At 71.1% G+C, this 17998-nt stretch carries 16 protein-coding genes; 5 read left to right on the top strand and 11 right to left on the bottom strand.

Annotated elements, in window-relative coordinates; genetic code table 11:
* The first annotated feature begins 24 nt into the window (after positions 1 to 24).
* Together O2L01_RS01925 and O2L01_RS01930 are read left to right on the top strand one after the other, a co-directional pair.
* On the top strand, positions 25 to 1437 hold the full coding sequence (locus O2L01_RS01925) for a short-chain fatty acyl-CoA regulator family protein (RefSeq protein ID WP_344468967.1): 1413 nt from the start codon (positions 25 to 27) through the stop codon (positions 1435 to 1437).
* Between the two features lie 132 nt (positions 1438 to 1569).
* Entirely contained in the window at positions 1570 to 2775 is a 1206-nt protein-coding gene (locus tag O2L01_RS01930; protein WP_270119914.1) for an MFS transporter, read from the top strand.
* Here the strand turns inward: O2L01_RS01930 and O2L01_RS01935 are convergent.
* Together O2L01_RS01935 and O2L01_RS01940 are read right to left on the bottom strand one after the other, a co-directional pair.
* Positions 2772 to 5498, bottom strand: coding sequence for a beta-L-arabinofuranosidase domain-containing protein (locus tag O2L01_RS01935; RefSeq protein WP_270119915.1), 2727 nt, complete (start codon positions 5496 to 5498; stop codon positions 2772 to 2774). The genes O2L01_RS01930 and O2L01_RS01935 overlap by 4 nt on opposite strands.
* A 76-nt stretch (positions 5499 to 5574) precedes the next feature.
* A complete protein-coding gene (locus tag O2L01_RS01940) occupies positions 5575 to 6999 on the bottom strand; it encodes a glycoside hydrolase family 43 protein (RefSeq protein WP_270119917.1) in 1425 nt (474 codons plus the stop codon).
* A 368-nt stretch (positions 7000 to 7367) separates the two neighbouring features.
* On the opposite strand from O2L01_RS01940, the gene O2L01_RS01945 reads away from it, so the two are divergent.
* Together O2L01_RS01945 and O2L01_RS01950 are read left to right on the top strand one after the other, a co-directional pair.
* Entirely contained in the window at positions 7368 to 8072 is a 705-nt protein-coding gene (locus tag O2L01_RS01945; RefSeq protein ID WP_270119919.1) for a GH12 family glycosyl hydrolase domain-containing protein, read from the top strand.
* 57 nt (positions 8073 to 8129) lie between these two features.
* Positions 8130 to 8267: a hypothetical protein gene (locus tag O2L01_RS01950; protein ID WP_270119921.1), complete on the top strand. Its 138-nt coding sequence runs from the start codon at positions 8130 to 8132 to the stop codon at positions 8265 to 8267.
* A gap of 29 nt (positions 8268 to 8296) precedes the next feature.
* On the opposite strand, the gene O2L01_RS01955 is transcribed toward O2L01_RS01950, so the two are convergent.
* The 7 genes from O2L01_RS01955 to O2L01_RS01985 all read right to left on the bottom strand — a co-directional run bounded on the left by O2L01_RS01955 (position 8297) and on the right by O2L01_RS01985 (position 15280).
* Positions 8297 to 9727 carry a GntP family transporter gene (locus tag O2L01_RS01955; protein ID WP_270119923.1) on the bottom strand — a complete coding sequence of 477 codons (1431 nt, stop codon included), beginning with the start codon at positions 9725 to 9727 and terminating at the stop codon, positions 8297 to 8299.
* A gap of 2 nt (positions 9728 to 9729) precedes the next feature.
* Positions 9730 to 10677 (bottom strand): NAD(P)-dependent oxidoreductase, encoded by a 948-nt coding sequence (locus tag O2L01_RS01960; RefSeq protein ID WP_270119925.1) that lies wholly within the window; start codon positions 10675 to 10677, stop codon positions 9730 to 9732.
* Positions 10678 to 10706: 29 nt separating this feature from the next.
* Positions 10707 to 12134 (bottom strand): four-carbon acid sugar kinase family protein, encoded by a 1428-nt coding sequence (locus tag O2L01_RS01965; protein ID WP_270119927.1) that lies wholly within the window; start codon positions 12132 to 12134, stop codon positions 10707 to 10709.
* 102 nt (positions 12135 to 12236) lie between these two features.
* Entirely contained in the window at positions 12237 to 12941 is a 705-nt protein-coding gene (locus O2L01_RS01970; protein WP_270119931.1) for a FadR/GntR family transcriptional regulator, read from the bottom strand.
* Positions 12942 to 13035: 94 nt separating this feature from the next.
* Entirely contained in the window at positions 13036 to 13626 is a 591-nt protein-coding gene (locus O2L01_RS01975) for a LuxR C-terminal-related transcriptional regulator (protein ID WP_374727697.1), read from the bottom strand.
* Between the two features lie 53 nt (positions 13627 to 13679).
* On the bottom strand, positions 13680 to 14855 hold the full coding sequence (locus O2L01_RS01980) for a sensor histidine kinase (protein WP_270119936.1): 1176 nt from the start codon (positions 14853 to 14855) through the stop codon (positions 13680 to 13682).
* Positions 14856 to 14905: 50 nt separating this feature from the next.
* Positions 14906 to 15280 carry a VOC family protein gene (locus O2L01_RS01985; protein ID WP_270119938.1) on the bottom strand — a complete coding sequence of 125 codons (375 nt, stop codon included), beginning with the start codon at positions 15278 to 15280 and terminating at the stop codon, positions 14906 to 14908.
* A 170-nt stretch (positions 15281 to 15450) separates the two neighbouring features.
* Here O2L01_RS01985 and O2L01_RS01990 point away from each other — a divergent pair, with 170 nt between their 5' ends.
* Positions 15451 to 16539 (top strand): hypothetical protein, encoded by a 1089-nt coding sequence (locus O2L01_RS01990; protein WP_270119940.1) that lies wholly within the window; start codon positions 15451 to 15453, stop codon positions 16537 to 16539.
* A gap of 53 nt (positions 16540 to 16592) precedes the next feature.
* Here O2L01_RS01990 and O2L01_RS01995 read toward each other — a convergent pair whose 3' ends face one another.
* Positions 16593 to 16934, bottom strand: coding sequence for a MazG nucleotide pyrophosphohydrolase domain-containing protein (locus tag O2L01_RS01995; RefSeq protein WP_270119941.1), 342 nt, complete (start codon positions 16932 to 16934; stop codon positions 16593 to 16595).
* Between the two features lie 45 nt (positions 16935 to 16979).
* Entirely contained in the window at positions 16980 to 17981 is a 1002-nt protein-coding gene (locus tag O2L01_RS02000) for an MsnO8 family LLM class oxidoreductase (RefSeq protein ID WP_270119942.1), read from the bottom strand.
* Positions 17982 to 17998: the final 17 nt, after the last annotated feature.

Consider the following 17998-nt stretch of genomic DNA (forward strand, 5'->3'; position numbering starts at 1 on the left):
TTGTGAAAGGACCAGGGCATGGCATTGAAGACGGCCAAGGTCGGCCTGCGGCTGCGCCGCTTCCGTGAAGAGCAGGGCCTCACGCAGGCCTCGCTCGCCACCGCGCTCGGCATCTCCACGAGCTACGTGAACCAGATGGAGTCCAACCAGCGGCCCATCACCGGGCCGGTGCTGCTGCGCCTCGCCGAGGTCTTCGATGTGGACGTGCAGCGCTTCTCGGCCGCCGAAAGCGACCGGCTCGACGCGCAGCTGCGGGACGCCCTCGCCGACACCGCGCACGCCGAGCAGGTCTCCCCCGGCCAGACCCGCGAACTCGCCGAGGGCATGCCCGAACTCGCACGCTACGTCGTCGACCTGCACCGCCGCTACCGCCACGCCGTCGAGCGGAACACCGCCATGAGCGTCGAACTCGACAGTGCCTTCCACGGGAGCGGAACCGCGCCGACGGCGTACGAGGAGGTGCGGGACCTGTTCTACGCCAAGCGGAACTACGTCTACGAGCTCGACTCCTCGGCCGAGCGGATCGCCGCCGAACTCGACCCCGCGGACCTGGCCGCCGAGCTCACCCGGCTCCTCGCCCGCCGCCACCGCACCACGGTGACCCAGCTCGGCATCGACGAGGAGGCGGGGGCCAAGCGCCGCTTCGACCCGGACGGGCGCATCCTGCGCGTCTCGCCGCTGCTCACGCCCGGCCAGCGCGCGTTCCAGCTCGCCACGCACCTCGCGCTCGTCGAGCACGCCGAGCTCATCGACGGCTTGGTGGCCGCCGCGGACCTCTCGGGGCCGGAGGCGCGGGCGCTGGCGCGGATCGGGCTGGCGAACTACTTCGCGGGCGCGGTGATCCTGCCGTACGGCGTGTTCCGCAGCGCCGCAGAGGAACTGCGGTACGACCTGGACCTGCTGCAGCGGCGGTTCCGGGTCGGGTTCGAGACGGTGGCGCACCGGTTGAGCACCCTGCAGCGGCCGGGGGCGCGGGGCGTGCCGTTCTTCTTCGTGCGGGTGGACCGGGCGGGGAACATCTCGAAGCGGCAGTCGGCCACGGACTTCCACTTCTCGCGGGTGGGCGGCAGTTGTCCCCTGTGGAATGTGTACGAGGCGTTCGCGCACCCCGGGGAGATTCGCACGCAGCTCGCGCAGATGCCGGACGGGCGGGCGTACCTGTGGGTGGCGCGCACGGTGACGCGCCGGTACGGCGGGTACGGGACGCCGGCGAAGACGTTCGCGATCGGGCTCGGCTGCGACCTGCACCATGCGCACCGCCTGGTGTACGCCGACGGGCTGGACCTGGCGAACCCGGCGGCGCTGACGCCGATCGGGCCGGGCTGCAAGGTGTGCGACCGCTCGGGCTGCCCGCAGCGGGCGTTCCCGGCGATCGGCAGGCCGCTCGACGTGAGCGACCACCGCAGCGGCTTCACGCCGTACCCGTCGTCGGTGTAGGCCGCACCTCGGCGCGGCGGGCTTGTGCGAGCGATCGTCGAATTCGTTTGTCGAACGCTAAACCTCGCTGCAGACTGGTGGCCGGGGCCCGCCACCGGAGGCGGGTCCGCGCCGTCGCCCGATTGGAACGCCGTGACCAGCACCGCCCTGCCCGCCCGCACCGATCCCGCGCTCGTGCACTGGCGCAACGCCGTGTTCGCGGTCTTCGCGCTCTCCGGGTTCGTGTTCGCCAACTGGGCCGCGCGCGTCCCGAACATGCGCGACCTCCTCGGCGCGACCACGCAGGAGATGGGCGTGCTCATCCTCGGGCTCTCGGCCGGGGCGATGCTCGGGCTCATCGCCTCGGGGCATGTGGTCGCACATCTGGGGGCGACGGCGGCGATCCGCTGGTTCCTCGGGTTGACGGCCGTGGGGCTGGTCGCGATCGGGCTCATCGCCGGGTTCGCGCCGTCCTACTGGGCGCTGTTCGCGGCCCTGATGGTCCTCGGCGCGGGCAACTCGGTGCTCGACGTGGCGATGAACCTCTCCGGCGCGGCCAACGAGCGGCGCATCGGGAAGACCCTGATGCCGGCGTTCCACGCGGGCTTCAGCGTCGGCACGATGCTCGGCGCTGGCCTGGGTGCCCTCACCGAGCAGCTCGGGGTCGCCGCCGGGGTGCACTTGACCGCGGTGGGCGTCGCGGTCCTCCTCGCCTCGGTGTACGTGGTGCGGTTCCTGCAGCCGGCGGAGGAGCCGCGCGAGGCCGTGCCGGGCGAGCGCGCCGGGTGGCGCACCCGCCTGGCGGCGTGGACCGATGTTCGCGTGCTGCTCATCGGCCTCATCATCCTGGGCATGGCGTTCACCGAGGGGACCGCGAACGACTGGCTCGGCCTCGCCATGGTCGACGGCTACGGCCTCACCAACCCGGGCGGCGCGGCGGTCTTCGCCGTATTCGTCACCGCGATGACCGTGGGCCGCTTCTCCGGCGGCGTGTTCCTCGACCGGTTCGGGCGCGTGCCGGTCCTGGCCGGGTCGGCGCTGCTGGCCCTGGTGGGCCTGCTGCTGGTGATCCTCGGCCCGACCGCGCCCGTGGCGATCGTCGGCACGGTCCTGTGGGGCGTGGGCGCGTCGCTCGGCTTCCCGGTGGGCATGTCCGCCGCGGCGGACGACCCGGAGAAGGCCACCGCGAACGTCGCCGTGGTCGCCACGGTCGGCTACTGCGCCTTCCTGATCGGGCCGCCGCTCATCGGCCTGCTGGGCGAGAACGTGGGCCTGCGGAACGCGTTCTACGTCGTGCTCGTGCTCGTCGCGGTGGCGCTGCTGTGCTCCCCCGCGGCCCGCAGGCCGAAGACGTCCTAGACGAACCTCCAGAGGTGGTCGGCGGTGCCGTTGTCGTCCCAGGTCACGATCTGGGCGCCTTGGGACTTCGAGGCGTTCTGCACGCCGAGGACCTTGCCCCCGTTGGCGCACTGGATGCGGAAGGCGTCGTTCGAGGCGTAGCGCAGGCGCCAGCGGTGATCGTTCGTGCCGTTGTCGTCCCACTGCAGGACGCGGGCGCCCGCGGCGGTGGAGGCGTTCTCGACGCCGAGGACCTTGCCGCTGTTGCCGTTGCGCAGTTTGAAGTGGTCGCCGTCGCGGATCGCGGTCCAGAAGTGGTCGGCCGTGCCGGTGCTCCCCCACTGGACGGCGAGGCCGCCGTTGGCGGTGGACATGTTCTGTACGCCGATGACCAGGCCGCTGTTGACGTTCTGGATGCGGCGGGCCCCGTCGGGCACGAAGCGCCAGAGGTTGTCGGCGGTCCCGTTGTCGGAGTCCTGCACGGCCTGGCCCCCGGCGGCGGTCGAGGCGTTGAGGATCGCCAGGAGCTTCGCAGTGTGCGCGTTGCGGATCCTGTGCCGGCCGTCGCCGTTGTCGACGATGGTCCAGAGGTGGTCGGCGGTGCCGCTGTCGCCCCATTGCAGCACGCGGGCGTTGTCGGCGGTCGACATGTCCTGCACGCCGAGCACCAGGCCCGAGTTGCGGTTGCGGAGCTTCACGTTCGAGCCTGAGGCCACGATCTCCCACTGGTGGTCGGCGGTGCCCGTGTCGTTCCACTGCAGCGCGAAACCGCCTGCCGCCGTGGACATGTCCTGCACGCCGAGCACGAGGTTCGAATTGGCGTTGTAGAGCTTGAACGAGGGTGCCGAGGTCGATCCGCCTTCGCCGCCGGCGTTCCAGTAGACGGTGTAGTTGTGGCCGTGGGCGTCGTAGAACGGGCCGAGGTTCACCGTCGCGCCGTCGGCGGTGGCGGTGAACGCGAGCGCGGAGGCACTGGTCCGCTGGATCGAGTCCACGTCGAGGGAGGGCAGGGTGCCGAGGGTCGTGTTGCCGTAGTTCCCGGAGAGGACCGTGGGCCCGTAGACCGCCGCGGCGACGTTCTCGTCGTCGTTGGCCGCCCGCATCCGCACGCTCATCGGGAGTTTCACGGTGACGGTGTCGCCCGAGGTCCACGAGCGGGTCAGGACCGCGTAGGTGCCAGGGGTCGCGGCGATGGACTGGGCTTGGCCGTTGACGCTGATCACGGCCCCTTCGGTCCATGCGGGGATGCGGATGCGCATCGTCCACGAACCGCTCGCGCTGCCGGTGACGGTGAGCGTGGTCGTGTCGCTCACCGGGTACGACGTGGACTGGACGACGGTGATGCCGCGCTCGGTCCAGTCCAGGCGGGAGGGCGTGAACAGGTTGACGTACAGGGTCGTGTCGGACCGGAAGTACACCGAGTCCATGAGCTTCGTGAACGTCTCGAGGCCCGTGCCCTGGCAGCACCAGAACGAGTTGTAGTCCGTGCTCCAGGTGCCGCCGCCCCAGGCCGGGCCGACGCCGCGGCGGCCGCCGGGGTTCAGCGACGTGAAGTAGGTGATGTGCCCGTGCGGATCAGCCGGGTTCTGCCAGCCGATGAGGTGGTTGAGCAGGGCCCGCTCGTAGTAGTCGAAGTAGGCGGCGTTGTTCGGGTCGAGGAGCCACAGCTCGCGGGTGAGGCGGAGCATGTTGTAGGTGTTGCAGCCCTCGCACGTGTCGGTGTCCAGGTACCTGGCGATGGCGTTCGGGGCACGGAAGTGCTCGGCTTCGCTGTTGCCGCCGATCACGTAGGTGTGGGCGCCGACCACGATGTTCCAGAAGTTCCGGGCGATGTCGCGGTAGCGGGTGGTGCCGGTGGCCTTGTACTCGCGGGCGGCGCCGATCATCTTGGGCACCTGGGTGTTCGCATGCAGGCCGTTCAACTGGTCCTGGTTGTTCGCGAGCGGGTCGAAGACCGCCGCGTGGTCGAACCGCTTCGCCGCCGTGAGCCAGCGCTCGGTGCCCGTCTGCTGGTAGAGGTCGGCGAGGACGGTGTTCATACCGCCGAACTCGATGCGCAGCACGTTCTGCATCTGGGCGGTGGAGAGTCGCGCGGTGCGGGCGTCCACCCATCCGGCGAGGCCGAGGAGCACGTCGCGGGCCTGCGTGGAGCCCATGAGCCGCCACACGTCGAGGAGTCCGGCGAGGGTCTTGTGGATGACGTAGTAGAGGACGTCTCCATTGGTGCCGTTCTCGAGAGCGTCGAAGTTGGACTCGGGGAAGCCGCTGAGGTATCCGGCGGCGAATCCGGCGGCGCCGTTGTTGTTCTGGCACTTGGCGAGTTCGGCGACCATGGTGTTGGCCTTGTCGCGGCAGGCGGTGTCGCCGAGCACGGCCCAGGCCTGGGCCCAGGCGGTGAGGAAGTGGCCCTGCATGTGGGTGCGGAACGGGAAGTCGGGGGCGTCCCAGCCGCCGTTCGGGGCCGCGCCGGCGGTGGAGAGCTTGTGGGTGGCGCGGAAGTTGTAGAGCAGGCGGTTGACGTCGATGAAGCGCAGGTAGGCGAGGGTGCGGTTCTGGTTGTCGAGCCAGCGGCCCGCGTTCAGGGTGACTTGGCCGAGGGCGAATTCGCTGGCGGCGGCGCCGATGTCGGGCCGGGCGGGAGCGAGCGCCGCGTGCGCGGGGGCACCGCCGATGCCGGGGGCGGCGGTGGCCACGGCCGCGGCGCCCGCGGCTTGGATGAGGCGGCGGCGACTGACGAGGGACATGCGGGTCTCCAAAGGGGAAGGGGGCCCGGCGCGGGGGTGGGGCCCGCGCCGGGCGGCTCGGTCAAGTGCGGATCGGTCAGGTGGTGACGCGGAAGGTGGCGTCGGCCCGTTCCTGGGTGGTGCTGACGGGGTCGAGGCGCAGCGCGTACGCGTAGTGGCGGATGTAGCGGGTCGGGTAGTTGTAGGAGGTGAACGAGCTCCAGGAGGAGTCGGCGAGCCCGGCGACGCGGTTGAAGGTGGCGTCGGCGTTGAACGTGCCGCCCGATTCCCTCGGGGCCAGCACGAAGTCGTAGTCGACGTGCCGCAGGAAGCGCCCGGGGTAGTTCACGGACTCGAAGGAGACGGCGCTCGAGGAGGCCAGGCCGGGGACGAGCCGGAACTGGGAGTCCTGGACGGGGCTCACGCCCGGGTCGATGCGCACGTCGAAGTTGTAGTGGCGCACATAGCGGTCCTGGTAGTTGTAGGACTGCAGCCGGTTGAACACGGGGTTCTGGTAGCGGGCGAGGACCCGCGTCTCCTCGGCCTGGGTGAGGTTGAGGATCGACCCGTGCCGCTTCAGGTTGGAGCCGAGGCTGTAGCCCGAGGTGGTGCGGTAGCCGGAGACCGCGGCGGGGTTGGTGGTGAGGACGGGCATGTAGCCGCGGCCGGTGGCGTACTGGTCGAGCCACAGCGCCCATTCGCTGCGGTCGTTGAACTTCGCCCACATGGGGCCTTCGACGCCGCCGCCGGTGAGGCCCGAGAGGTCGCCGAGGCGCGTCCAGGTGCCGGTCAGGGAGTTGCTGCCCTCGATGACGATCTGGGTGGTCTTGGAGGCGCGGTAGTAGCGGTAGCCGCCGGTGTTGGCCTCGATGATCTGGGTGTCGATGAGCCCTTCGGAGCCGGCGAGGTTGATGTAGGTCTGCGGGGCGGTGATGCTGCGGAAGTCGGTGGTGCGGACGCTCCAGATGCGGTGCTTCTTGACGCCGTTGAGGGTCGAGTTGGTGGCCCAGTAGACGAGGAAGTTCCCGGCGGCGGCGTCCCAGATGGCCTCGGGGGCCCAGGCGTCCCCGGCGTCGCCGATGGACGCGGCGACGGGCAGCAGCCACGGGATCGACCAGTTGACGAGGTCGGTGGACTCCCAGACGACGAGGTTGCGGCTGCCGTTGTTGGCGGCGTCGGCCCAGGACGTGCCCGATCCGATGTGGAGGTCGGTGGCGACGATCCAGTAGCGGTTGCCCGCCGGGTTGCGGACGATGACGGGGTCGCGGACGCCCTTGGTGCCGATCGGGGTGCGCAGCACGATCTGGCCGCGGTTGAGGTCGGTCCAGTTGAGGCCGTTGTCGGAGTGGGCGAGGTAGATCTGCTCGCCGCCGGTGCCCTCGCCGATGAAGTGGGCCATGAGGTAGCCGGTGTAGGCGGTCTGGGCCGCCGCGGGCGATGCCGGGAGCAGCGCGGCGGCCGGGAGGGCCGCCGCGGCCGCGATGAGGCCGCGGCGGGTGAGCCGTGAGGGTGGTGTCGACATTGACGCTCCAAGAGTTCTTCCAGTGGAAATGCTGATGTGAAGGGTAACAACCCCCATCGATGTAGTCAATTCCTTCGATGTTTCTAAAGATCGTCGCACCCCGGGCCGCCCCCTTTGTTCACCGATGGAATCAAGCACGGGCCGGTCGGCTGTGCCCCGATCCCGTTCGCGGCCATGGCATCAGGTCGCCAGACGAGACGCGCGCCACCGACTCGCACACGGCATCGGATCCCCACGGGTCGCAGATTTGCCGGACATGAGGGGGTATGGACTTCGGGTTTGTTGCATGATCTAATCAAACATAGAACTTCGTAAATCTACGAATGTCTGAGCCGCCCGGCCGGGCCTTCGGGAAAGTCGAGACCTCCATGCGACGCAGATCGCTCCTCACCGCGGCACTGGCCGCACCCCTCGCCACCGCCGGCGCCGTCGGCGCCCTCCAGTCCCCTGCACAGGCCGCCACCTGGTACACCGAAGACGACTGGGGCAAGTGGACCGACGGCGCGTACACCGTCAACAACCACGTCTGGGGCAGCGGCGCCGGCTTCCAGTCCGCCTGGGCGAACTCCTACTCCAACTGGGGCGTCTATGCCGACCACCCCAACACCGGCGGCGTCAAGTCCTACCCCCACGTCGCCTACCAGCTCGGCCGCGACGTGTGGAACATGGGCAACGTCTCCAGCAACGCCAACGTCACCGTCCCCAGCGGCAACAACCTGGCCTACTGCACCACCTACGACGTGTGGGGCAACGATCACGACTACGAGATCATGATCTGGACGCAGTACTACGGCGCCGTGGGCCCGATCGGCTCCTACGTCACCGACGTCAACCTCGGCAGCCAGAACTGGGCGTTCTACCAGGGCAGCAACGGATCGAACGCCGTCTACAGCTTCCTGGCCCGCTCGCAGTCGACCAACTCCTGGGTCGACATCACCGCGCACGCCCAGTGGCTGGTCGCCCAGGGCCGCATGCCCCGCGTCACCATCGGCGAGATCGCGTTCGGCTTCGAGATCACCTCGTCGGCCGGAGGCTACAACTTCACCACCAACAGCTACTCGGTCTGGTCGTAGCGAGCGGAAGGACCGCCGGGCCCCGCACCGGGCCCGGCGGTCCTTCGTCCATAGGCGATGCATACGGGGGCAGAGGACGAGGCCGCGATCGAAGCGGCCGCGGCCCAAGGGATCCGGACCCGCGACGTCGGCGGGAAGGCGACCCCGGACGAGGTCACCGCGGCGGTGATCGCGAGCCTCCCGGCCCTGTCTTGACCCGATCGGGCCGGGAGGCTCGCGCCTGATCAGCCCGACGGGATGAGCACGTACAGACCCGCCGTGATCAGGAACCCGAGGAGGCCGAGCGCCGTGGTCAGCGGCGTCCAGACCCTGAGGCCGTCCTTGACCGAGAGCCCGAGATAGCGGGTCACGATCCAGAATCCCGAGTCGTTCACGTGGCTGAGGCCCAAGGCGCCGTAGCCGATCGCGAGCGCGACGAGCGCGAGGTGCACGGCGTCGAGGCCGAGCGCCTGCACGGCCGGGAGCATGAGCCCGGCGGCGGTCGTGATCGCCACCGTCGCCGAGCCCTGCGCGGCGCGCAGGATCAGCGAGATGAGGAAGACCGCGAGCAGGACCGGGATCCCGGCGTCCGCGAGGCTCTCGGCGACCGCCGCGCCGATGCCGGATTCGGTGAGCACCTTGCCGAAACCGCCGCCGGCACCGGTCACCAGGATGATGACGGCCGCCGCGGGCAGCGCGGACTCCATGACCTCGCCGAGCTTCGCGGCGGACCAGCCGCGGCGCACGCCGAGGGCGAACATCGCGGCGCCGATGGCGACGGCCAGCGCGAAGATCGGCTGGCCGATCATCGAGAGGAGGCCGTTCCAGAAGGTGCCTTCGGCGAACTCGGGGGCGATGGTGGTGCCGACCATGATGAGCGCCAGCGGGAGCACGATGATCCCGATGATGGTCCCGGCGCCGGGGGCCTTCTCGCCGTCGCCGAGGGTGCCGTTCTTGGGGCCGTCGTCTTGGCCGAAGCCGTCGAACATGGCCTTGGTGGCGGCGATCATCGAGTACTCGCGGCGGTTGAAGAGCTTGCCGAGGAAGTACGCGGCGATCGCGAGCGGGACCGAGACGGCGAGCGAGAGGATCGTGATCCAGCCGACGTCGGCGCCGAGGACGGCCGCGCCGCCGACGATGCCCGGGTGCGGCGGCACGGCCACGTGCACGGCGAGCATGACGCCGGCGACGGGCAGCCCGAACTTGATCGGGTTGAGCCCGGCGGCCTTGGAGAAGGCGTAGATGATCGGGATCAGGATGATGAACCCGGCGTCGAAGAACACGGGGATGGCGAGGATCGCGGCGGCCGCGGTGAGCGCGACGCCGACCCGCTTGGGGCCCAGCCAGCTCGTGAACTTCCCGGCGAGCGCGTCGGCGCCGCCGGAGATCTCGATGATCTTTCCGAGCATCGAGCCGAGGGCGACGAGGACGGCGACGGATCCGAGGGTGCCGCCGACGCCGGCGATGATCGCCTGGATGACGCCGAGTTTCTCGGGTTCGTCGCCTTGCGCCGGGATCGTGGTGAGCGGGAGGCCCGCGCCGATGCCGACGGCGATCGAGGTGATGATGAGGGCGTAGAACGCCTGCATCTTGCATTTGATGACGAGTACGAGCAGGAGCACGACGCCCGCGAGTCCGACGAGGATGAGGGCGGGGAGCGGCAGTGTGAATCCCATGGTTACTGCTCCTTGGCGCGGAGCTGCGGAGCGACGACGCGGATGACCGCGGAGTCGTCGAGGGCGCCGAGGCCTTGGGCTTCGCCGAGGAGGAACAGCTGCTCAGCGGCGGCCGCGACGGGCGCGGCGAGGTGCGCGTTGCGGGCGGCCTTGCCGACGATGCCGAGGTCCTTGACGAAGATGTCGAGGCGGCTGAGGACTTCGGCGCCGCCTTCGTCGTAGGCCTGGAGCGCGCGGGGGCCGCGGTTGCCGAGCATGAACGAGTTCGCGGCTCCGGCGGTGAGCGCTCCGAGGGTACGTTCGCGGTCGAGCCCGAGGGCGTCGGCGAGGGCGAGCGCTTCGGCGGCTGCGGCGATGTGGACGCCGCACAGGAGCTGGTTGACGGTCTTGAGCGCCTGGCCGTCCCCGGGGCGGTCGCCCACGATGGACAGTGTGGAGGACAGCTGTGTGAGGACCGGCTTGACCTTCTCGACGGCGGCGGGTGCGGCGCCGACGACGATGAGGAGGTCGCCTTCGCGGGCGCGCACGGGCCCGCCGGAGAGCGGGGCGTCGACGAGGTGGACGTCCTGCTCGGCGAGGCGTTCGGCGGTCTCGGCGATACCGTCGGTGCCGACGGTGCTGGTGAGGACGACGACGGCGCCGGGTTCGAGGTGGACGGCGATGCCGGTGTCGTTCAGGGCGCTGTCGTTGAGGGCGCTGTCGTTGAGGCCGTTGCCGGAGCCGTAGAGGAGGGTGTCGAGCTGCTCGCCGGTGCGGACGGCGACGAGCACGGTCCCGGCGCCGGTCACGGCCTCGGCGGCCGTGACGGCGGGCGCGACCCCTTGGTCGGCGGCGAGCGCGAGGCGTTCGGCCGCGATGTCGAAGCCGCGGACTTCGAAGCGCTCGGCCAGGCGCGCGGCCATGGGCAGGCCCATCGCGCCGAGGCCGATGACAGCGACGTTGCTGTTCATTGTTGTTCCAATCGATCGGGGACGGTTGGTCAGTCGTGCAGGCTCGGCTCGGAAGCCTCGCCGAGCACGTCGACCACTTGCGCGAGGGAGTCGGTGGACCCGACGTTCCCCGCGAAGACGATGTAGGGGATGCCGCGCGCCGGGCCGTCCTCGGGCTGCCACAGGGAGACGATGCCCGGGAGCATGGGGCCGATGACGCGGGCGCGCCGGATGCGGAGCGCTTCGGAGGCGGTGTCGCTGGAGGTGATGCCGCCCTTGGCGATCACGAAGCGGGGCGGGGCGAGTTCGAGGACGCGGGCGACGAGTTCGACGACGCCGCTGGAGACCTGGCGGGCGATGGCGAGGCTTTCGTCGCCGTCGCGGCCGGTCACGAGTTCGCGGGTGGTGTGGACGATGACGGTGCCGTCCGCGAGGGCCGCGGCGACGGCGGCGGCCTGGGCCGCGAGGTGGGCGTCGCGGCGGTCGTCGATCAGCTGCCGCACGTCGAGTTCGATCGTGGCGGTGCCGGGCCTGGCTTCGCGGAGTGCGGCGAGTTGCGCGGTCGTGAGCGGCACGTGGCTGCCGACGACGACGAGGCCGCCGCGTTCGTTGGCGAAGTCGATGCGGTCCTTGGTGACCGGGGCGGCGATGTCCTGTCCGATGTGGGCGCGCACGTAGGGCGGGCCGACGCGCAGGAGGGCCTGGACGCCTTCGCGTTCGAGGCGGTGGAGGGCGAGGGCGACGATGCGCATGTCGGTCTCGTCCAGGACGTCGACGGCGACGACGGTGCCTTTGCCAAGGGCGCGAAGGAAATCAGTGACGGCGGCGGCGCCGCGGCGGATGATCGACACGGTCAGCGCGGCGACCTCGCTCGCGGGGATCGTGCCGCCGGTCTTCTCCTCGACCCAGCCGCGCAGGTCGGAGGAGGTGAAGCCGAAGGTGGCGTCCTGCGCGAACGGGGTCACGCCGACGGGGGTGGCCTCGCCGTCGACGACCCAGTAGTGGACCGAGTCGAGGGTGATGCGCCCGGCGTCGGGGAAGGCGGGGATTAGGAGGGTGAGCGCGGGGCGGGTGCCGCCGTGGGCGGCGATGGCCTCGGCGAGGACGTCGGTCTCCAGCGGGAAGTGCCCGCGGAGGGTCGAGTCGGAGCGGGAGACGAAGGTGAGGCGCTTGCCCGCGCGCTCGGCGGCGGCCAGCGCGGCGGCGGCGACCTCGCGGTTGCGCTGCGCGGCGGTGTCGGGGTCGAGGGAGCGGGTGTTGGTGAGGACGTAGACGGCCGCGGCGCCGGTGGCAAGAGCCCAGTCGAGGTCGGCGGGTTCCCAGCGGGTGAGGACCGGGAGGCCGGCGACGGACTGGGTGCCGGTGGGGTCGTCGTCGAGGACCACGAGGACGGAGGCGTGATCGTAGGCGGCGCGCACGTCGGCGGCGGTGGCCGCGGCGGGTGCCGGCACGGAGGCGAGCAGCGTCTCGACGTCCACGTGAACTCCTTCGTTCGCTCTCGGAAACCCGAGGTATCAGATATCAGATATCCTGCCTCGGAAATTCGCGATCGTCAAATCGCGGTGTTCGGGAGCGGGCCGCTAACGGCGGGAGTGCACGTATTCCAGCAGGTCACCGCGGGTCTGGTCCATGTGGCTGGCCATGGCGTCCCGGGCGGCGAGGCGGTCGCCGGAGGCCAGCGCGGCCACGATCGCGGTGTGCTCGGCGATGGCGTGCTCGCGGATCTCGGACACCGCGCTGGTCTCGCTGCGGGTCTCGGCGAGCATCGCGGTGAGCGGCAGGAGGGCCGCCACGAGGATGCGGTTGTCGGCGGCGCGGAGGATCACGTCGTGGAACTCGAGGTCGGCGGCCACGAACGCGGCCACGTCGGTCTTCGCGTGGGCGGTCTTCATGCGCTCGATCAGGTCGCGCATCGCGTCGAGGTCGGTTTCGGTGCGGCGCTCGGCGGCGAGCTGGGCGGCGCCGGTCTCGATCATCATGCGCACTTCGAGCAGTTCGAGCGAGGACCGTTTCCGCTCCCCCGCGCTCCGGGCGTGCCGCACGACGGCCTCGAGGCCGGTCCACTGCGCGACGGGTGCGACCCGGTGGCGGCGGCCGGGCACCTGGACGATGACGCCCTGCGCCTGCAGCAGCCGCACGGCCTCGCGCAGGGTGAGCCGCGAGACGTGGAGCTCCTCGGCGAGCACCCCCTCTGGCGGCAGCGGTTCGCCGGGCCGCAGCTTGCCGTCGATGATGGCGTCGAGGACCTGTTCGACCACTTCTTGCGTCCGTGACGCTCGCGCCATCGGCCCTCCTCCGGGTAAATGCCGACAGCGTAAGCCAATTCGGGATCCAGTGGGGAACGAGGTCGCGGTTTTGAGGAGTGCGCCCGCACCGGTCTCAGGCCGAGACCTGCCCGGTCGACCAGGCCCACGCGGCGATCTCGACCCGGTTGCGCACGCCGAGGCGCCGCTGCACGTTCGCGAGGTGGTTCTTGACGGTGCCCGCGCTGATGAACAGCTCCTCCGCGATCTCGGCGTTGGTGCGCCCGCGGGCGACGAGGCGCACGAGCTCGAGCTCCCGCTCGCTCAGCGCCTCCCCCGTCCCGGTCGGGGCCTGGGGCGGGATCATCTTGCGCAGCAGCTTGACCGTGATCTGCGGGCTGATCAGGGTCTCGCCGGAGACGGCCGCGCGGATCGCCTCGATGACGAGGTTCGGGCCTGAGCGCTTGAGGAGGTAGCCGCACGCGCCGTCGCGCAGGGCGGGGTACACGTACTCGTCGAGGTCGAACGTGGTCACGACGACCACCTTCAGCGGGTCGGCGGCCGCCGGCCCGGCGAGGCGGCGGGTCAGTTCGAGGCCGTCCATCACGGGCATGCGGATGTCGGCGAGGACCACGTCCGGGCGCAGCAGCTCTGCCTGCGCGAGGGCGCTCTTGCCGTCGGCGGCCTCGGCGACCACGCGCATGTCGGGCTGCGCGTCGATCACCATGCGGAAGGCCTCGCGGATGCCCTCCTGGTCGTCGGCGACGAGGACCCGGATGGTCACGGCGACGCTCCTTCGATCTGATTGTCGTGCAACGGCAGTCGCAGCGTGATGCGCCAGCCTTCGGGTTCGCGGGGGCCGGCCTCGAAGTGCCCGCCGAGGCTTTCGGCCCGCTCGGCCATCCCGGCGAGGCCGAGGCCCGAGGAGTCGCGGGAGGAAGGCTTCGGAGCGCCTCGGCCGTCGTCCTCGATGCGCAGGAGCAGCGATCCGTCCACTTCGGTGAGTTCGATCGACACCGTTGCGGCCGTGGGCGCATGGCGGCGCACGTTCGTGAGCGCTTCGGTCACCGCCCGGTGCGCGACCGCACCGGTCTCGCGCGGCACCGCTGCGGCGCAACGCAGGTCGAGCACGGCCCGCGGACCGCCGCCCTCGTTGAACCGCTCCACGAGCGCCGCGAGGTCGTCCACGCCGCCCACGGGAGTGCGGGCCGCCTCCCCGGGGTCGCGCAGGAGCGCGAGTGTCCGGTCCATCGAGCCGAGGGCGCGCACTCCGGCGGTCTCGATGCGCTCCAGCAGCTTCGCGAGCTCCGGCCGGTCCGCACCGAACACGATACGGCCCGCCTGGGCCTGGGCGACGATCTCGCTGATGTCGTGCGCGACGAAGTCGTGGAGGTCGTTCGCCAGGTCCAGGCGCTGCTCGCGCCGGGCGTCCTGGACCGCGCGGCGACGTCCGGACGCGAGCCGACGCAGATACGCCGCAACGAATGCCGCACCCGCAGCGGGGAGCAGCCAGGCCCCGCTCACCGCGGCGACGCCGATCGGCGAGCCCTCCAGTGCGAACCGCTGCCACACCAGGGCGGTCGCGAGCGCGGGAGCGAACGCGGCGAACGTGCCGGCCGTCCGCTCCGACCAGCGCACCGTCACGTAGACCAAGAGCGTCAGCGCCGCCGACTCGACGAGCATCCAGACCCCGGTCGCCCCAACGGGTTCGGGCTGACCGCCCGGGAACTCGAACCGCACGAGCACCGTGGAGGCGAGCGACCCGGCCGCCGCGAGCAGTGCGACGGCGGGCACGAAGCGGCGCAGCACCGGCCACCAGCAGGCGAGCGCCACGAGCAGCAGGCAGGCGGTGCCCACCCCGATGGCTTGGGCCGCAGGCGAAGGACGCAGCCACAGCAGCCCGTACCCGAGCGCGAGCGCACCGAGCACCGCCACGGGGACGCGCACGCTGTTCATGAACGAAAGCCTATGCGCCGCCCGCGGCGGAGTCGCTCACGCCGGGTGCCTCAGTGGAGGCAGAGACAGAAGGGGTGCCCGGCCGGGTCGGCGTAGACGCGCCAGTTCGCCCCCGGGCGCAACTGGTCGGTGCGCTCCAGCACGGTCGCGCCGAGCTCCAGCACCCGCTGCTCGTCCGCCTCCAGATCGTCCACGTCGAAGTCCAGGTGCACCTGCTGCGGCGAACGCTGCCCGGGCCACTCCGGCGGCCGGTAGTCCTCCACCCGCTGGAAGGCCAGCGGCGTCCCCTCGAACCCCTTCACCTCCACCCACTCCAGGTCGTCCGGGTCCGTCTCGACCTTCCCGCCGAGCAGTGCCGCGTAGAACTCGGCGAGCCGTACCGGGTCCGGGCAGTCCAACGCGACCGCCTGCAACCTGCGAATCATCTCCGGTGCTCCTCCCTCTCGGTCCGTCATGTCCGCCGCCCATTATTCCGCGCAGCGGGCCGCCTCCGTGCGGCCGATAGGCCATTCGGCACATTCGCGCCCGCGGATCCCGCGGGAAAGGCCGATTCGGCACATGGGCGCGGCGCCGCCCCGCCCCGACGATTGAGGGCATGACCACGGAACTCATGCGAACGCAACGGCGCCAGCGGAACTGGCACCACTGGATCGGCTACGCGGCCGCCGCCTTCTCGCTCCTGTACGGTGCGCTCGGACTCTTCTGGGCCCTCGGCGGCGCGGGCTTCCCGTTCGGCGTCGGCGACGAAGAACTCATGGCCGAGCCCGACTTCGCCTTCAAGGTCTCACTGCTGGCCCACGCGACCCCGGCCGTCGCGGGCCCGATCATCGCCGCACTGAGCGCGCTCGGCGCGGCGGCGGGCGCCCTCATGGCCCGCGCCTACCGCGCGGGGATCGCCCGGTGGCTCCTCCCGGCCTTCGCCTGGACGACGGCCGTCGGCCTGGCGGTCGTCGTCCAGGACTACCGGACCCTCGTGGTCGTCGCGTACACGCCGGTCTTCCTCATCGCCAAGACGTTCTTCGGATGGCCCGAGAACGCCGGGTTCGGCGACCTCTACCACCCCGAACGCCTGAACCTGCTGCTGCTCCTGCTCGCCGGAATCGTCTGGGGCCTCACCGCGACCGCCTACCGCCGCAAGACGACCGGCGCCTGCGGCGACTGCGGCCGCACCGAGGACGAGCGCCCCTCGGCGCTCCAGCGCTGGGCCCGCCCGGCCACGTGGACGGCCTTCGCGATCCCGTTCGTCTACGCCGTCACCCGCTGGGCCTGGGCGCTCGGACTGAGCCTCGGCATCGACCCCGAGTTCTACGCCGAGGGCAAGGAAGAAGGGCTATGGCTGGCCGGGGCGGCGCTGGCGACGCTGGGCGGGATCGGGGCGGTGCTCACGCTGGGGCTGATCCAGCGGTGGGGCGAAGTCTTCCCCAGGTGGATGATCGGCCTGCGCGGCAAGCGGGTCCCGCCGATGCTCGCGGTCGTCCCCGCGACGCTGGTCTCGGTCCTGGTCGCCTCGGCGGGCGGGATGTACATCCGGGTGGTGCTGGCGCGAGGCGGCGTGACGGCCGAGACCTGGCCGCTGGAGCTGCCGGAGACGCTGTGGGTGGTGTGGGGCGCGGCCCTGTTCGTCGCGGCGATGGCCTACCACCAACGCAGGCAAGGCGAATGCCGGACCTGCGGCAGCGTCTGAGCGCAGGGAGCCGGAGCAGGCCCGAGTCGATCCGACTCGGACCGCTCTTGCGCTTACGCCGCTTCGGTCTTCGCGGCGATTCGAGCCACGATCCGAGTCTCCATCTGGGCCATGGTGTTCGCGAACGCCGACTCGAGGTCGACGCCGTAGCGGTCGGCGAGCATCAGCACCGACCATAGGCAGTCGGCGAGCTCGTGCTCGAGCGCTGCCCGCCCGCCGGGGTAGGAGCGGATGCCCTCGGCGACCTGGACTTGCCGCATGAGATCGCCTACGTCGCCGACGAACCCGAGCGCGATGTCCAGGCCCGACCAGGGCCGCTGGCCGTCCGCCTCGTTGAGCTGGTCGAAGAGGTCCGCAAGCCGATTCGCCTGAGCCGTTGCTTCAGTTATGTCCATGGCGCTCATTCTGCCAAGCGGGCCCAGGTAGGACCCTCGGCGCTGTCAGAGGCCGGCGAGGTCGGCGAGGCGGCGTTGGGAGTCGAAGAGGGCCCTGCGGTCGTAGGACGAGGTGCCGATGAGGAGTTCGTCCGCGCCGGTGGCCTCGACGAGGTCGGCCAGACGCGGGGCCACCTCGTCCGCAGTGCCGTAGATCGCGCCCGTGAGCCCTTGTTCGAGGTGCTTGGATTCGCGGCTGGTCTTCGCGGCCGCCCTGATCTCGGCCGGGGGCCGCAGGGGGCGGAATTCGCCTCTGGTGCGGGACAACGCCGTCGACCAGAATTCGGGGAGCAGCAGGTCCTCGGCCGCTTCGCGGGTCTCGGCGACCGCGACGGTCTGGGCCACGACGACGTACGGTTCGGACCGCCACGCCGAAGGCCGGAAGTCGCGCCGGTAGTCGTCGATCTTGGCGCGTGTCGCCTTGAGCCCCTTGGACGGGGCGATGACCAGGCCGACGCCGTGCTTGGCGGCGTACTCGCCGCCGGAGCCGACCGCCAGGACGAACGGCTCGGGCCGCAGGCCTTCGCCGGGCCGCGCGTGCACGCCGGGGTGGGTCCGCTGCTCGCCGGTGAAGTAGCCGAGGAGTTCGGTCAGGAGCGCGTCGAAGTCGTCGGCCTCGTCCAGGTCGTGGCCCAGCGCTTCCCGGACGGCCGGGACGAACCCGAGGGTGCGCCCCAGGCCCATGTCGATGCGGCCTTCGAACAGCGACTCCAGGACCCCGAACTGCTCGGCGACCACGAGCGGCCGGTGGTTGGGGAGCATCACGCCCCCCGTGCCGACCCTGATCCGCGAGGTCGCCGCCGCGACCGCCGCCGCCAGGACGGTGGGCGCCGAACCGGCGATGCCGGGCACGCTGTGGTGCTCGGCCACCCAGTAGCGGTGGAAGCCCAGGTCCTCGGCCTGCTTGGCGTTGCCCACGACGTCACGCAGCGTCTCGGCCGGCGTCTCGCCCTCGGCGATGACGGCGCGGTCGAGCAGCGAGAGCCGGAGGCGGTGCGGAGTCCTCATATGCCGCGCAACGCCCG

Source organism: Glycomyces lechevalierae (genome assembly GCF_027622945.1).
GTDB classification, from domain to species: Bacteria; Actinomycetota; Actinomycetes; order Mycobacteriales; family Micromonosporaceae; genus Glycomyces; species Glycomyces rutgersensis.

What these genes read in the sequence shown, in the direction of transcription:
- O2L01_RS02000 (WP_270119942.1), bottom strand. Translation starts at nt 17,981, where the DNA reads ATGAGGACTCCGCACCGCCTCCGGCTCTCGCTGCTCGACCGCGCCGTC.
- O2L01_RS01985 (WP_270119938.1), bottom strand. Translation starts at nt 15,280, where the DNA reads ATGATTCGCAGGTTGCAGGCGGTCGCGTTGGACTGCCCGGACCCGGTA.
- O2L01_RS01955 (WP_270119923.1), bottom strand. Translation starts at nt 9,727, where the DNA reads ATGGGATTCACACTGCCGCTCCCCGCCCTCATCCTCGTCGGACTCGCG.
- O2L01_RS01980 (WP_270119936.1), bottom strand. Translation starts at nt 14,855, where the DNA reads ATGAACAGCGTGCGCGTCCCCGTGGCGGTGCTCGGTGCGCTCGCGCTC.
- O2L01_RS01950 (WP_270119921.1), top strand. Translation starts at nt 8,130, where the DNA reads ATGCATACGGGGGCAGAGGACGAGGCCGCGATCGAAGCGGCCGCGGCC.
- O2L01_RS01995 (WP_270119941.1), bottom strand. Translation starts at nt 16,934, where the DNA reads ATGGACATAACTGAAGCAACGGCTCAGGCGAATCGGCTTGCGGACCTC.
- O2L01_RS01945 (WP_270119919.1), top strand. Translation starts at nt 7,368, where the DNA reads ATGCGACGCAGATCGCTCCTCACCGCGGCACTGGCCGCACCCCTCGCC.
- O2L01_RS01975 (WP_374727697.1), bottom strand. Translation starts at nt 13,626, where the DNA reads ATGGTGATCGACGCGCAGCCCGACATGCGCGTGGTCGCCGAGGCCGCC.
- O2L01_RS01935 (WP_270119915.1), bottom strand. Translation starts at nt 5,498, where the DNA reads ATGTCCCTCGTCAGTCGCCGCCGCCTCATCCAAGCCGCGGGCGCCGCG.
- O2L01_RS01970 (WP_270119931.1), bottom strand. Translation starts at nt 12,941, where the DNA reads ATGGCGCGAGCGTCACGGACGCAAGAAGTGGTCGAACAGGTCCTCGAC.
- O2L01_RS01940 (WP_270119917.1), bottom strand. Translation starts at nt 6,999, where the DNA reads ATGTCGACACCACCCTCACGGCTCACCCGCCGCGGCCTCATCGCGGCC.
- O2L01_RS01990 (WP_270119940.1), top strand. Translation starts at nt 15,451, where the DNA reads ATGACCACGGAACTCATGCGAACGCAACGGCGCCAGCGGAACTGGCAC.
- O2L01_RS01960 (WP_270119925.1), bottom strand. Translation starts at nt 10,677, where the DNA reads ATGAACAGCAACGTCGCTGTCATCGGCCTCGGCGCGATGGGCCTGCCC.